The sequence below is a fragment of the Pseudomonas sp. IT-P253 genome (assembly GCF_949768125.1).
GTDB lineage: Bacteria > Pseudomonadota > Gammaproteobacteria > Pseudomonadales > Pseudomonadaceae > Aquipseudomonas.
Genome location: NZ_CATKPT010000014.1, coordinates 55,463 through 69,252, shown reverse-complemented (window position 1 = coordinate 69,252; position 13,790 = coordinate 55,463). Strand labels below are relative to the sequence as shown.

General features: G+C 59.2%; 15 protein-coding genes, 1 pseudogene and 1 riboswitch. Of the genes and pseudogenes, 8 read left to right on the top strand and 8 right to left on the bottom strand.

Annotated features, from left to right (window positions below; all coding sequences use genetic code 11):
• Positions 1-28: 28 nt before the first annotated feature.
• Both ACM6IR_RS09890 and ACM6IR_RS09885 read left to right on the top strand, forming a co-directional pair.
• A complete protein-coding gene (locus tag ACM6IR_RS09890) occupies positions 29-1,027 on the top strand; it encodes a methyltransferase (RefSeq protein WP_414907545.1) in 999 nt (332 codons plus the stop codon).
• A 51-nt stretch (positions 1,028-1,078) separates the two neighbouring features.
• Positions 1,079-1,201: riboswitch (yybP-ykoY riboswitch) on the top strand.
• A 90-nt stretch (positions 1,202-1,291) separates the two neighbouring features.
• Positions 1,292-1,876 carry a TMEM165/GDT1 family protein gene (locus ACM6IR_RS09885; protein ID WP_414907544.1) on the top strand — a complete coding sequence of 195 codons (585 nt, stop codon included), beginning with the start codon at positions 1,292-1,294 and terminating at the stop codon, positions 1,874-1,876.
• A 124-nt stretch (positions 1,877-2,000) separates the two neighbouring features.
• Here ACM6IR_RS09885 and ACM6IR_RS09880 read toward each other — a convergent pair whose 3' ends face one another.
• The gene (locus tag ACM6IR_RS09880) at positions 2,001-2,819 is read right to left on the bottom strand and encodes a M48 family metallopeptidase (RefSeq protein ID WP_414907543.1); all 819 of its coding nucleotides are present in this window, start codon (positions 2,817-2,819) and stop codon (positions 2,001-2,003) included.
• Positions 2,820-3,041: 222 nt separating this feature from the next.
• On the opposite strand from ACM6IR_RS09880, the pseudogene ACM6IR_RS09875 reads away from it, so the two are divergent.
• Positions 3,042-4,160: pseudogene (locus ACM6IR_RS09875) on the top strand (methyl-accepting chemotaxis protein); the annotation flags it as partial.
• Between the two features lie 118 nt (positions 4,161-4,278).
• On the opposite strand, the gene ACM6IR_RS09870 reads toward ACM6IR_RS09875, so the two are convergent.
• Genes ACM6IR_RS09870 through ACM6IR_RS09860 form a run of 3 tightly spaced genes read right to left on the bottom strand, consistent with a single transcriptional unit; the run spans position 4,279 to position 5,394 of the window.
• On the bottom strand, positions 4,279-4,902 hold the full coding sequence (locus ACM6IR_RS09870; protein ID WP_414907542.1) for an SOS response-associated peptidase: 624 nt from the start codon (positions 4,900-4,902) through the stop codon (positions 4,279-4,281).
• 35 nt (positions 4,903-4,937) lie between these two features.
• Positions 4,938-5,198 carry a putative signal transducing protein gene (locus tag ACM6IR_RS09865; RefSeq protein WP_059406176.1) on the bottom strand — a complete coding sequence of 87 codons (261 nt, stop codon included), beginning with the start codon at positions 5,196-5,198 and terminating at the stop codon, positions 4,938-4,940.
• A 13-nt stretch (positions 5,199-5,211) separates the two neighbouring features.
• The gene (locus tag ACM6IR_RS09860) at positions 5,212-5,394 is read right to left on the bottom strand and encodes a CPXCG motif-containing cysteine-rich protein (protein WP_414907541.1); all 183 of its coding nucleotides are present in this window, start codon (positions 5,392-5,394) and stop codon (positions 5,212-5,214) included.
• A gap of 142 nt (positions 5,395-5,536) precedes the next feature.
• Here ACM6IR_RS09860 and ACM6IR_RS09855 point away from each other — a divergent pair, with 142 nt between their 5' ends.
• Entirely contained in the window at positions 5,537-6,700 is a 1,164-nt protein-coding gene (locus ACM6IR_RS09855) for a 1-acyl-sn-glycerol-3-phosphate acyltransferase (protein WP_414907540.1), read from the top strand.
• 74 nt (positions 6,701-6,774) lie between these two features.
• On the opposite strand, the gene ACM6IR_RS09850 is transcribed toward ACM6IR_RS09855, so the two are convergent.
• Complete coding sequence (locus ACM6IR_RS09850) at positions 6,775-7,059, bottom strand: hypothetical protein (RefSeq protein WP_414907539.1); 285 nt, start codon at positions 7,057-7,059, stop codon at positions 6,775-6,777.
• Between the two features lie 194 nt (positions 7,060-7,253).
• Here ACM6IR_RS09850 and ACM6IR_RS09845 point away from each other — a divergent pair, with 194 nt between their 5' ends.
• Complete coding sequence (locus tag ACM6IR_RS09845; RefSeq protein ID WP_414907573.1) at positions 7,254-7,460, top strand: hypothetical protein; 207 nt, start codon at positions 7,254-7,256, stop codon at positions 7,458-7,460.
• A 189-nt stretch (positions 7,461-7,649) separates the two neighbouring features.
• On the opposite strand, the gene ACM6IR_RS09840 is transcribed toward ACM6IR_RS09845, so the two are convergent.
• On the bottom strand, positions 7,650-8,234 hold the full coding sequence (locus ACM6IR_RS09840; RefSeq protein WP_414907538.1) for a YajG family lipoprotein: 585 nt from the start codon (positions 8,232-8,234) through the stop codon (positions 7,650-7,652).
• 225 nt (positions 8,235-8,459) lie between these two features.
• Here ACM6IR_RS09840 and ACM6IR_RS09835 point away from each other — a divergent pair, with 225 nt between their 5' ends.
• Complete coding sequence (locus ACM6IR_RS09835; protein ID WP_414907537.1) at positions 8,460-8,693, top strand: hypothetical protein; 234 nt, start codon at positions 8,460-8,462, stop codon at positions 8,691-8,693.
• A gap of 736 nt (positions 8,694-9,429) precedes the next feature.
• Positions 9,430-10,938, top strand: coding sequence for a malate dehydrogenase (quinone) (gene mqo / locus ACM6IR_RS09830; protein WP_414907536.1), 1,509 nt, complete (start codon positions 9,430-9,432; stop codon positions 10,936-10,938).
• A gap of 135 nt (positions 10,939-11,073) precedes the next feature.
• On the opposite strand, the gene ACM6IR_RS09825 is transcribed toward mqo, so the two are convergent.
• Both ACM6IR_RS09825 and ACM6IR_RS09820 read right to left on the bottom strand, forming a co-directional pair.
• On the bottom strand, positions 11,074-11,361 hold the full coding sequence (locus tag ACM6IR_RS09825; RefSeq protein WP_414907535.1) for a PA4642 family protein: 288 nt from the start codon (positions 11,359-11,361) through the stop codon (positions 11,074-11,076).
• 63 nt (positions 11,362-11,424) lie between these two features.
• Positions 11,425-11,910: a hypothetical protein gene (locus ACM6IR_RS09820; RefSeq protein WP_414907534.1), complete on the bottom strand. Its 486-nt coding sequence runs from the start codon at positions 11,908-11,910 to the stop codon at positions 11,425-11,427.
• 151 nt (positions 11,911-12,061) lie between these two features.
• Here ACM6IR_RS09820 and dauA point away from each other — a divergent pair, with 151 nt between their 5' ends.
• A complete protein-coding gene (dauA, locus tag ACM6IR_RS09815; RefSeq protein WP_414907533.1) occupies positions 12,062-13,783 on the top strand; it encodes a C4-dicarboxylic acid transporter DauA in 1,722 nt (573 codons plus the stop codon).
• Positions 13,784-13,790: the final 7 nt, after the last annotated feature.

The following is a 13,790-nucleotide window of genomic DNA, read 5'->3' as shown; positions in this document are numbered from 1 at the left end:
TGCTGCACTTTTTTTCAGGGAGCAGATTATGGATCCGCGCAGTGAAGTACTGCTTCGTCAGGCCGAGTTATTCCAGGGCTCGGTGTTGCTGGCCGGTTTGCCCGCCGATGATCTGTTGGGCCGCCTGCCCGATGCTCATGGCTGGTGCTGGCATGCCGGCGACCAGGCCGCGCTGGACGCCCGCTTCGCCGAGCGCAGCCATTTTGGCGTGGACGTCCCGGAACGCGAATTCGATAGCGCGGTGGTGTTTCTGCCCAAGTCCAAGGACCTGACCGACTACATCCTCAACGCCCTCGCCTCGCGCCTGGCCGGGCGTGAGTTGTACCTGGTGGGCGAAAAACGCAGTGGCATCGAAGGTGCAGCCAAGCAACTGAACCCGTTCGGTAAACCACGCAAGCTCGACAGCGCGCGGCATTGCCAGCTCTGGCAAGTCACCGTGGCCAATGCGCCAGAAGCCAAATCGCTGGAAAGCCTGGCCCAGACCTATGAGCTGCCACTGGCCGAAGGTCCACTTAAAGTCATCAGCCTGCCGGGCGTGTTCAGCCACGGTCGACTGGATCGCGGCAGCGCGCTGTTGCTGGAGCATCTGGACAAATTACCGAGTGGGCATTTACTGGATTTCGGTTGCGGCGCCGGCGTGTTGGGGGCAGCGGTGAAACGTCGTTATCCGCACAACCAGGTCACGTTGCTCGACGTGGATGCCTTCGCCGCCGCCAGCAGTCGCCTGACGCTGGCTGCCAACGGTCTGGAAGCCGACGTGATTACCGGTGATGGCATCGATGCTGCGCCGATGGGTTTGAGTGCGATCTTGAGCAACCCACCGTTCCATGTCGGCGTTCACACGGATTACTTCGCGACCGAAAACTTGCTGCGAAAAGCGGCCAAACATCTGAAAAACGGTGGCGAACTTCGCTTGGTCGCCAACAGTTTCCTTAAATATCAACCGCTGATCGAAGAGCACCTCGGCGTGTGCGCGATCAAAGCCGAAGGGCAAGGTTTCAGAATTTACCGGGCCAAACGCGGCTAGCACTTCTTTTTTAAAAGAGGCTTGCCCTATCGGGTTTGCCTAGGCAGAATCCGCTCCGTCCTAGGGGAGTAGTCTCCCACGAGCGCCATGCTCGTCCGGCATACGTCAACATACTTGGTCCTCAGACCATGGCGTATGCGACCCACGCGTCCGCATCAGTCGGATCGCAGGGTTTGACAAGACCTATGACACGAACACCTTACCCGGGGCGGGAAGGCTGTACGTGTCATAGCCGTGTCGACCCGCCCCTTAGGAAAAACCCTGATGCTGGATTCTTTACTCGTTCCCACCGCAATCGTTGCCTTGGCCGAAATCGGCGACAAGACGCAACTGCTCGCGCTCATTCTCGCCGCCCGCTTTCGCAAACCCTGGCCGATCATCGCCGGCATCATCGCCGCGACCCTGGCCAACCATGCGGCAGCCGGCGCGGTAGGCGCCTGGGTCGGCAGTTTCTTCTCGGATGCGATGCTGCACTGGATCCTCGCCGCAAGTTTCTCCGCGACCGCGCTGTGGACCCTGGTGCCGGACAAGATGGATGACGACGAAGCCAGCACGGCCCGCAAGTTCGGGCCGTTCCTGACCACGCTGATCGCATTCTTCCTCGCCGAAATCGGCGACAAGACCCAGATCGCGACCATCATGCTCGCCGCGCAATACCCGGAACTGTGGCTGGTGATCATCGGCACCACCGCCGGCATGTTGATTGCCAACGTGCCGGTGGTACTGGCCGGTAATTTTGCGGCGGATAAATTGCCATTGACGTTGATCCGTCGTTTGGCGGCCGCGGCGTTCTTCATCCTGGCGGTGGTTGCGGTGTACAAGGCGATGCAGAGCAGCGGCTGGGTTTGATGCGTTTAGTCAATAGCACCGAGTGATCGTTCTTCGCGAGCAGGCTCGCTCCCACATTTGGAATGCGATCAAATGTGGGAGCGAGCCTGCTCGCGAAGGCGTCAGCAGCCGCGCCGCATGACTGTCAGTTCTTTTTGGCCTGCTCGTACAACGGCATCACCTTCGGAATCGCCGCCTGTAATGAAGCAATACGACTGGACGACGCCGGGTGAGTACTCATGAACTCAGGCGGCGAACTTTCCGAGGCCTTGCTCATCTTGTTCCAGAGGGTGATCGCAGCGTTCGGGTTATAGCCGGCTCGCGCGGCCAGTTCCAGACCGATCAGGTCCGCCTCGTTTTCGTTGGCGCGGCTGTTGGGCAGCGTCATGCCGTAGTTCGCCACGGTATCCGCCAGCGCCAGGCTGTCCTGGCTCAGACCCAACAAGGCACCGGCGCCCTGCTTGGCCATTTCAATGCCGTAGGCCTTGGACATCGCTTCACGACCGTGCTCGCGCAACGCGTGGGCGATTTCATGGCCCATGACGGCGGCGATTTCATCGTCAGTCAATTGCAGGCTGTCGATCAGCCCGGTGTAGAAAATGATCTTGCCACCAGGGCCGCAGTTGGCGTTGAGCTCGTCGCTCTTGATCAGGTTGACTTCCCACTTCCACTGGGCCGAATCCGGACGAAAAACCGGTGCCTGGGCAATCAGCCGATCGGCAATGGCCTGGACGCGCTTGGCTTCATTACTGGTCTTGTCCAACACACCTTGGGTGCTCGCCTGGCCAACTGTCTTTTGATAAGACTGGGCGTACATCTGGTTGACCTCATCAGTCGACAGCATGCTGAACATGTACTGTTTGCGCTCAACGCCCACGGCACCACCGTTGGTGGTATTAACCGACTGGCAACCGGCGAGCAACAAACCTGCACTCAGTGCACACAAAACCAATGTCTTGTTCATCAAAAAACTCCCTGAAAACATGCCGCGTATCCTAGGTGGGGAATGGTATCGACGCCAGATACAAATGCCATCCAGAGGTACTTTTCAGACAAAGCTTTCGTCACGGCAGGATAAAATTCACACAACGACGTCCACCGGTAAAGGCCCACGATAATTCTGTTGCGACATCCACCACTCCAAAACAGTCAATTCGCCCCACCCTGCTCATGGCCTTCGAGCCCCCTGCCGTTCGGCATCGGACAGACCGACGCTCGTTGGACCCTGATGCTGCAACTGCCGCTGAATGCGGTGATGGCGGATCTGCAAAAACTTCAAGGCGACCTGAACACCCAGCGCAAGTCCGATACCTTCGGCATGGCCATGGTCGGTCTATTGATCGCGGGTATCGGCTTGCCGGTGATCTGGCTGGTGGGCCACGGCATTGCCCGGCCACTCAAGCAAATGGTCGCCATGCTCGATGACATTGCCAAAGGTGAAGGCGACCTGACACGCCGCCTGACCAGCGATCGCGCCGACGAATTGGGTTCGATCGCCAAAGGCTTCAACACCTTCCTGGCCAAGTTGCAGGCGATGATCACGCAAGTGGTGACCTCGGTGCAGAGCGTCAGCGATTCATCGGAACACACGGCCGACATCGCCATCCGCACCAACATCGGCGTGCAGAAGCAAATGGCCGAGATCGATCAAGTTGCCACGGCGGTGCACGAAATGACCGCCACGGCCCAGGATGTGGCGCGCAATGCGACCCAGGCGGCGCAAGCCGCCAGCCATGCCGATCAGGCCGCGGCGCAGGGCATGCAGATCGTCCGGGACACGTCGAACTCGATTGGTGTGCTGGCGATTGAAATCGGCAAGGCTGTCGGCGTGGTGCAGACCCTGGCCAAGGATAGCGAGAACATCAACGCGATCCTCACCGCCATTCGCGGGATCGCCGAGCAGACCAACCTGCTGGCCTTGAACGCGGCCATCGAAGCGGCCCGGGCTGGCGAACAGGGCCGTGGTTTTGCGGTGGTGGCGGACGAGGTGCACAACCTGGCGCAGAAGACTCAAAAGGCTACTGAAGAAATTCAGACCATGATCCAGCAACTGCAACAAGGCACACGTGACGTTGTGCGGGTGATGGAAGACAGCCAGAACCGCACCGACGAAAGCGTGCAGCATGCGGCGAAAGCGGCCGAAGAGCAGAGCGCCGTGGCGGATGACATCAACCGCAACGTGATCAACATTGGGCAAGTGGCCAATGAAGTGGCAGGCGGGGCGGATGAATCGAGTGCGGCGAGTGCGGGCCTGACCAAATTGGCGGAGCAGCAGCGGCGGTTGATCAATCAGTTCAAGGTTTGATCCAAAGGCCCCTTCGCGAGCAGGCTCGCTCCCACATTTGATCGCGTCCGTCTGGGCACCTCGGTCAACTGTGGGAGCGAGCCTGCTCGCGAAGGGGCCAGCACCGGCACCGCAAAACTCAACCCGGGGTCAGACACTCCGGCGCATTCAACTTCGGATCATTCACCAAATTGGCCAACACCCGCTCGCGCAATGCCGCGGGCTCACTGGCAAGCAACCCCTGCAACACATGCAACGGCGTCTGCGGATCGAGCCACGCCGCCTGCCCGGCCTCATCAAGAATCAACGGTCGACGCTGACTGGCCGCCGGCTGGGTGATCACCGCCGTACTCAACCAGACCTGTTCCTGCACCGGATACGCCTCCCAAATCGCCGCAAAAAACAGCGCCGAGCCCTCCCCCGGCGTCAGCCAATACGGGCGTTTGCGTGTGGTGCCGCGCCATTCGTAAAAACCATTGGCCGGCAGCAGGCAACGGCGCTCGCGCAAGGCCTGGCGGAACATCGGTTGCTCGGCTACGGTTTCGGCCCGGGCATGGGCCGGCGTACGGGACAGATCGGTCAGCCACGGCGGCGTCAAACCCCAGCGTGCTCGTGCCAACTCACGTTGACCATCGACGCCTGCACGCAGCATTAACACCGAATCGTTTGGGGAAATATTCCACTGGGCCTGCTGATCGGCGGGAAAGCCAGGCAGGGCCGCGAAGGCGGGGTTCCAGCGAAACAGGGCATAACGTCCACACATGGGGCAGCACGACTCTTGATAAAACGAACGCCAGCCTAACAGACCAGCGTGCCTGGGAAGCTCTCCGGTTCATCGCCGGGCAGCGGCAGCGCGGCATTGTACGCGGTGATCAACTCCCGGGCGTATTGCGCCTGGTCATTATCCACCGACAATCCCAAAAGGCCGAAGATAGGCAATTCGCCGGTGCCACCGAGTAAATCACGCCCCACCAGATGCGCCTCTATCCCCTCGCTGGCCAACATGCTTTGCAACAACTCGCCTTCCATCAGGTTTTCCGGCTCGTAGATTCGCTGCATCGGGGTGCCCCTCTCATTCGTTTTCACTAAAAACTTCGAGATGCCATTCCTCGTCATGAACCTGTAAAACAAACGTGATCGGCCGGCAGCACACCTGGCAATCTTCAATATAGGTCTGATCCCCCCCGGACAGATCCACGGTCGTCTCAACCTCTTCACCACAATACGGACATTCATACTGCGCAGTTTCCAGCATCGCGGTCTCCCAGGTGACTTGTGCGTATAATCGCCGGTCTATTTGCAGGGCTATTTTTGTCTGGCTACTTTTTCAGACCGTGCCCCGCTGGTTTTCGATCAAAACCTTTACTTACCCTAGCCGTTTCTAACAAGAGAGCATGATGGGCGAATTCGATGCCATCCGACCTTACGACGACAGCGAAGTCCCAGCGGTGCTGGAAAGGCTGCTCGGCGACAAGGCGTTTCTAGATATCCTCACCCACTTCCGCTTCCCGCGTTTTGCCGGTGCATTCGGCTGGATGCTCAAACCTCTTATAGCTCATCGGCTGCGCCGCGAGTTTGCTGATGTCACATCGGTGGCCACGTTGCAGGACAAAGTCGAGATGTATGTCGACCACACCATCGAGCGGGCCACGGACGGTGTGACGTACACCGGCGTCGAGCAGTTCAAGTCTGGCAGCGCCTATCTGTTCATCGCCAACCACCGCGACATCGTGATGGACCCGGCCTTCGTCAACTACGCCGTGTACCACGCCGGCCTGCCGACACCGCGCATCGCGATCGGCGACAACCTGCTGCAAAAACCCTTCGTCAGCGACCTGATGCGCTTGAACAAGAGTTTCATCGTGCACCGTTCGATCGCCGGTCGCCGCGAAAAGATGGCGGCGTATCAGCTGCTGTCGGCTTACATCAACCACTCGATCCGCCACGATTGCGCATCGATCTGGATCGCCCAGGCCGAAGGCCGGGCCAAGGACGGCGACGACCGCACCGAGTCGGCCATCCTCAAAATGTTCCACATGAGCCGCAAGGACGAGCCGTTCGGCGAAGTCATCCGCTCGCTGAATGTCACCCCGGTGTCGATCAGCTACGAATACGACCCGTGTGACCAGGCCAAGGCCCGCGAACTGTTCATCCGCGCAACCACCGGCAGCTACACCAAAGTGCCGGGCGAGGATGACGCGAGCATTGCCAAGGGCATCACCGGTTACAAGGGCCGCGTTCACGTGAACTTCGCCTCGCCGATCACCGAGTTGTTCGAAGACACCAAGCTGTTGGCGATCGAGATGGACCGGCAGATCCTCGGCGGCTACCGCCTGTTCCCGGTGCACTACCTGGCCTACGCGCAATGGAAGGATGCCGACCCGCAATTGCAGGTTCCAAAAGCCGCCGAGGTGTTCCCGGCCGACGAACTGGCCAAGGCCCAGGAGCAATGGCAGCAACGTCTGGAGGCTTGCCCCGAGGAACATCGTCCATTCCTGGTGCTGCAATATGCAATGCCGGTGCGCAATCAGTACCGCGTGAAAGCGGGATTGCCGCTGTAAAGTTTTTGGCCTGAATACGACAACGGCGCCTTCGGGCGCCGTTTTTCATTCCAGATCTTTTGATCTTTAACAACTCAGACCCGCGTACTGATCCACGACACCAGCAACGCCACCCCCAGGCAAGCAAAGCCGAATCGATAGAAAAACCGATTCATGCGCAAGGTCGCGCCGTCCAGCATCAAGGTGGGCTCATCCATGCGACGGCTCTGGGTTTGCGCGTCCAGGCTGGCCAGCGCACGTTGTTCGCGGCGACGGGTGGCATGCAACAACCAACTCCCCGGGAACGCAAACAGCAACGCCAGCAGGTTGATCAATTTGGCAGGGTGGGCGGTAAACAGCGTCATCAAATGCAGCGACATCGCGGACCTCAAGCAAAACAGGTGTGGCAGACGCCGGACGGACGACTGCGGCGCGGATTCTACCGAAAGCCTTCCCTCTTGCCCTGCGCTTTACGACAAATAACGAACCATTTGGCAGATTGCTGCCCTGCGTCACGGCTTCGTCATCTGAATACGTCAGTCTGGCGCTCCTCAAAACGGACAAGGAGCCCGTCATGCTGCACGCCGAAAATCAGGATCGTCTCTACCTCATCGCCCAAAGCGACGAACAACAAAACCTCGTCGGAAGCCTTGCCTTCAACGTTCAGGATCGGCACTGGCTGGTCTATTGCGCGCTGAGTGGGCATCAACACGCGGATTTGCCGGAGACGGATTTGCTGACAGGCGTGAGCATGCTGGATTTCTATTCGCAAGCCGCCTGACAACGCAGATCCCTTTGTAGGAGCGAGCCTGCTCGCGAAAGCGGTGTGTCGGTTTCATTGATGTCGACTGACACGACGCCTTCGCGAGCAGGCTCGCTCCCACAGTTGTACGGTGCACACCTGCAAAACAGGCAGGCATGAAAAAGCCCGGGGCCATTGCTGGCACCGGGCTTTTTTGAATCCAGCGATTTACTCGCCGAGCATCTGACCCACAGTCGGGTCCTTGAACAGACGCGTCAATGCATCGCTCAACACATCGCTGACCAGCTTGGTGTTGGTTTCCTGATTCGGCGCCATGCCAAAACGCTGATCCAGGGACGAACCATAACGACCGCTGTAACGACGATTGGCATTCTGCACATCGGAGCGGAACGTCGCACCAATGGTCGCTTCAGTCACATACATGCCTTCTTTAGGCGACTGATACTTCAACTCGACCAGGGTCACGGTCAACTGCGGTGCATTCATGCCATTGGGGACCGGGGTAAACCCCAGCAAACGCACGGCCGCTTCGGCCTGAGCCTGTAACTTCGGCAGAATCTGCGTGCCCTGCACCGTAATCGCACTGGTCTCAGGATACAGGCCACCACGGGTTCCCAGGGTTGGCGACGGACGACCATCCACTACACGGACCACGACCTGCTGACCATGGCCAACTGGGGCGAGCTGAGTGGTCAGCTTCGGTTCCGGACTCAGTTGTTGCGGGCTGTTGGCGCAGCCGACCAGGGTCAAGCTGGTCACAGTGATCAAACCGAACAACAGGCGTTGCAACATGCTCTTCTCTCCAGAATCAGGCAAAAACAGGCTGGCAGTATAGCGGTGGGCCATCGTTGCGAACCAGTGTTCGGTCTCGCAAATACATTTCTCGCAGTGACTATCGAAATATCTGACAAACCCTTCAGACCACGGTTCCTGTCACACCTCTGTCACCGTACTCACACAAACACGTCACGACTCACGGGCAACCTGTAGAACAGTTCCCCTACACGGTACTTTGCCATGCGTCACCTCATCTCACTGTTCGCGCCACGCCCGCTGCATCGCAGCTTTGCCCTGCTCGACCGCGAGGGACTGTGCCAGGCGTTCAAGCAGTGCAGCCTCCAGCCGATGGGCGATGGCTGGGTCGAAATCGAAGAAATCCATCTCGACTGGCTGCACCATCCCCTGCCTCCGAGCGCGCGTGTCAGCCAGCGCCAGCCGCGCGCGCGGGTGCAACCTCTGTTGACCACCTGACCAGACGTCTAATAAAAGTCATCAAACACGTCCATTTCCCCACGTTTCTTAGATACAATCTCCCCCCGATTATAAGGACGTCTCCTGATCGGGCCTCGCAGCATCGTTAATGCCTTGGTATTGACACCCCGCACCGCCCACAGAGAGCCGCCCACACAGATCGAGTGAAGCTGGCGCGCTTGCTGTTCTTTGAGCAAAAACCCCACTTTTCGCGAATCTGCAGAGCTGTCATTACGCTCGGTCACTGAGCTGTTTGCCCGTTTTGCCTGTCATGTATCCCATGATGGCAATCCATCCGGGCACGGTGCCAGGCTGGACAGCCCTTTTTTGAGGTTCACGTCTTCAAAAGAGCGTGAAAAAAACGGGTTTTCACAACTTCACAAGAGTGTGGCGAGCAAATGAATAGTTTTGCGTCTGAATATGCACCATTAGCGTCTGAAACAGCCCAACGACACAGGACCGAGTATTCCTCGAACACCGGAGCCTGAAGCCTGTCCGCTACGGATTTGGTTGCACAAACGGATGTCTCGACCATAAGTCGAATTGCCAGTCGCGCGTTGAAATGAGTTCATAGGGCTCATTAACCCGACCGGTAGCGTCCGTCGAAGTTGCGAAAAATTGCGAAGATTCGGACATGGCGACACTGCCATGGGTACCTGGGGCCTCACTGACACGCCCCGTCACTCCTGGCAGCCATGCCGACAATTTGGTGCTGCAGATTTTGGAGACGCGTTAAATGGCGCATAACGAAGCAGTCGACGTAGTACTGGTTGGGGCCGGCATCATGAGTGCCACCCTTGCTGTACTGCTCAAAGAGCTCGACCCCGCGATCAAGCTGGAAGTCGTCGAGTTGATGGATTCCGGTGCCGCGGAAAGTTCGAACCCGTGGAACAACGCCGGTACCGGTCACGCCGGGCTGTGTGAGCTCAACTACACACCGCAGGCCGCCGACGGCACCGTCGACATCAAGAAAGCCGTGCACATCAACACCCAGTTTGAGGTGTCGAAGCAGTTCTGGTCGTACCTGACCAAAAAAGGCACCTTCGGCTCGTGCAAGACCTTCATCAGCCCGGTGCCGCACCTGAGCTTCGTGCAGAGCGAGAGTGGTGTTTCCTTTCTCAAGGAACGCTTCAAGACGCTGAGCAAGCACCACGCCTTCTCGGACATGGAATACACCGAAGACAAGGCCACCATGGCCGAGTGGATGCCGTTGATGATGCCGGGCCGTCCAGCCGACGAAGTCGTCGCCGCGACCCGCGTGATGAACGGCACCGACGTCAACTTTGGCGCCCTGACCAATCAACTGCTCAAGCACCTGACCAGCGCACCCGATGCCCAGGTCAAGTACTGCAAGCGTGTGACCGGCCTGAAGCGTAACAACGGCGGCTGGACCGTCAGCATCAAGGACGTCAACAGCGGCAACACCCGTGAAGTCGACGCCAAATTCGTCTTCCTCGGCGCTGGCGGCGCGGCATTGCCGCTGTTGCAGGCCTCGGGCATCGAAGAAAGCAAAGGCTTCGGCGGCTTCCCGATCAGCGGCCAATGGCTGCGTTGCGATAACCCGGAAGTGGTCAAGCACCATCAGGCCAAAGTCTACAGCCAGGCTGCCGTGGGCTCGCCACCGATGTCGGTGCCGCACCTGGACACCCGTGTGGTCGATGGCAAGAAGTCCCTGCTGTTCGGACCTTACGCCGGCTTCACCACCAAGTTCCTCAAGCACGGCTCCTTCATGGACCTGCCGATGTCGGTTCGCGCCGGCAACATCGGCCCGATGCTGGCCGTGGCGAAAAACAACATGGACCTGACCAAGTACCTGGTCAGCGAAGTGATGCAGTCGATGGAGCAACGCCTGGATTCGCTGCGCCGCTTCTACCCTGAAGCGAAAGCCGAAGACTGGCGCCTGGAAGTGGCTGGCCAACGGGTGCAGATCATCAAGAAAGACCCGAAAAAAGGCGGTGTTCTGCAGTTCGGTACCGAACTGGTCGCGTCCAAGGACGGCTCCCTGGCCGCCCTGCTCGGCGCTTCGCCAGGCGCGTCGGTCACCGTTTCGATCATGCTGGAACTGATCGAAAAATGCTTCCCGGGCAAGGCGACCGGCGAGTGGGCTGCCAAACTGGCGGAAATCTTCCCGGCTCGGGAAAAGGTTCTGGAAACCGATGCTGCGCTGTATCGCAAGATCAATGCGCACAACAACATCGCACTGGAGCTGGTTGAAGCCAGTAACGAGACCGAAAGCTACGCTTGATTCGGTTGCATGAAAAACGCCCCGTACTCATTGAGTGCGGGGCGTTTTTTTGTGCCTTCTGTAGGAGCCAGGCTTGCCGGCGAAAGCGATCTCACGGACGCCTTCGCCGGCAAGCCTGGCTCCTACAGGTAAGGGTTAACCGCGAGCCTTGGCGATCAGCTCAATGTACTCGGCCGCGTTACGCTGATCCTTGATCACCGCGACGAAATCATTGCCGTGCTCATCCTTGCCGTCCAGGTCAAAACCGGCTTCGACGAAGAACATCAGAAAACGCTCGAAATCATCGATACGCAGACCGCGATAGGCCTTGATCAATTTGTGCAGCGACGGTGAAGTGGCGTCGACCGGTTCAAAATCGAGGAACAGTTTGATCTGCTCATCGCCGATCTCGTCACCAATCACTTGCTTCTTATCTTTACGCATTGCCGACTCCAGCTCGCAGACATTTCACGGGGCGGGCAGTTTACCCCTCCCTTGCCGCCGGGCTCAACGCGAACGAACGCTGCCTGTGTGCAGATCAGCCCAGACATGACCGTTGGCGTAGCTGAGGAACTGGCAATACACCGTGTCGTTGCGCAGCAGGTCGATGACCATCCGGTATTGGGCCAGCGGGTAATAAAGCGTCAGGGTTTTGCTCTTGTCATCGTAGATCGGCTTTTTCAGGCTTTTGCTTTCGCCGTCGAAGTTGACCAACACCTGGCTGATGGTTGCGCCCTTGTTCAAGGATTTTCCCTTGAGACGGATCAGTACCGGAGACGTAACCGGGATCGGCTGTTGGGTGGACTGGCGCTGACTGCCCACCACCACAGAGTACTCGGTGACCTGCAACAGTTGTTGCTGTTCGGGTTCGGCGTCACGCAGGGTCAGGTCGTCCGGGGGCAAGAACTGTGCGTGCATGGGCGCCGGAGCAGCGGCAAGGGGTAGGCTGAGCGCCAGCAACAGGGTGGCGCAGCTGCGGATCAAAAGGCTCATGACGGGCTCCCAGGGCGAAGCCGAGCACTCTAGCATGAGGATCAACCGCGCGAATTAGGGATATGGGTCAATACTTCGCAGTACAAGGCTGGCCATACTGGAAGAGCTTTCAGCCGTCGTTCAACGGTGCGCCGTCTACCGTGGAGTGCTCATGTCGTTCTCCGTTCCCCCGTTGTTCGCCGCCTGGCGTCAGACCTGGCGCGCCGGCTACACCTTCAGACGCTTACGCGGCGACATCAGTGCCGGGTTGACGGTAGGGATTATCGCCATCCCGTTGGCCATGGCCCTGGCGATTGCCGTAGGTGTACCGCCCCAGCAAGGGTTGTATACGATACTGATCGCCGCGCCCCTGATCGCCCTGACAGGCGGTTCGCGTTTCAATGTCAGCGGGCCGACCGCCGCGTTCGTGGTCATTCTGCTGCCCATCACCCAACAATATGGCCTGGGCGGCCTGTTGCTCTGCACCATGCTTGCCGGCGTCATCCTCATTGCCCTGGGGCTGATTCGAGCCGGGCGGTTGATTCAGTACATTCCGTATCCGGTCACCCTGGGCTTTACCGCCGGGATCGGCATTGTCATTGCCACTCTGCAATTGAAGGACTTGTTGGGCCTGAACACTGCCGGCCAGGCAGAGCACTACATCGAACAGCTGGGTGTACTGATTCTGGCGTTGCCCAGCGCTCGGCTGGGGGACGGGATTATCGGCATCGCATGCCTGGCTATTCTGATTGTGTGGCCACGGTGGGTGCCGAGGATTCCGGGGCATCTGGTGGCGCTGACCATCGGCGCGCTCCTGGGGTTGGCGCTGGAGCACGGTGGGCTGGCGGTGGCGACATTGGGTGAGCGTTTCAGCTATATAGTCGAGGGCGTCAGCCATCCCGGCATTCCGCCGTTCCTGCCAAGCTTCGATTGGCCGTGGAATCTACCCGGTCCCGACGGCCACCCGCTGCACCTGTCTTACGACTTGATCCGTCAATTAATGGCGCCGGCGTTCGCCATTGCCATGCTCGGCGCCATCGAATCCTTGTTGTGTGCGGTGGTGGCGGATGGCATGACCGGCAGCAAACACGACCCCAACGCAGAACTGCTGGGCCAGGGCCTGGGCAACCTGATCGCACCGCTGTTCGGCGGCATTACTGCCACGGCGGCAATTGCTCGTAGTGCCACCAACGTGCGCAGCGGAGCCTTTTCGCCATTGGCAGCCATTATTCACAGCGCGGTGGTGCTGATGGCGATACTCGTCCTCGCACCGCTATTCAGCTACCTGCCGATGGCTGCATTGGCCGCATTGCTGGTCATGGTGGCCTGGAACATGAGCGAAGCCCGGCACGTGCTGCATACCTTGCGCATCGCGCCCCGCAGCGATGTGCTGGTTTTACTGACCTGCCTGAGCCTGACGGTGTTGTTCGACATGGTGATGGCCGTCGCCGTCGGCCTGCTGCTGGCCGCCGGGTTATTTATCAAGCGCATGAGCGATCTTACGGACACTGCCGAACTGCCCCCCGCCTACCATCAAGCCTTGCAGGACATGCCGGCGCATGTTCGTTGCTATGCGATACGCGGGCCGCTGTTCTTCGGCGCCGCCGAAAAAGCCTTGGGGGTGCTACGCAAATTCAGTCCAGAGGTCAAAGTGGTGATCGTCGAGATGAGCGCCGTGCCGATGCTGGACATGACGGCGCTGGCGGCCTTCGACAATATCCTGAGGGATTACCGCACGGACGGCATTGGCCTGATTCTGGTGGCGACCGCCCCCCGGGTGCGCCTGAAGCTCAGACGCGCGGGCATCCATCGGGAACAGCGTCAGTTGGCCTACGTGAACAACCTGGAACAGGCTCGTCGCAAAAGCGAACATTGGCTGGCCGGGGAAAATTGAGCGCGCT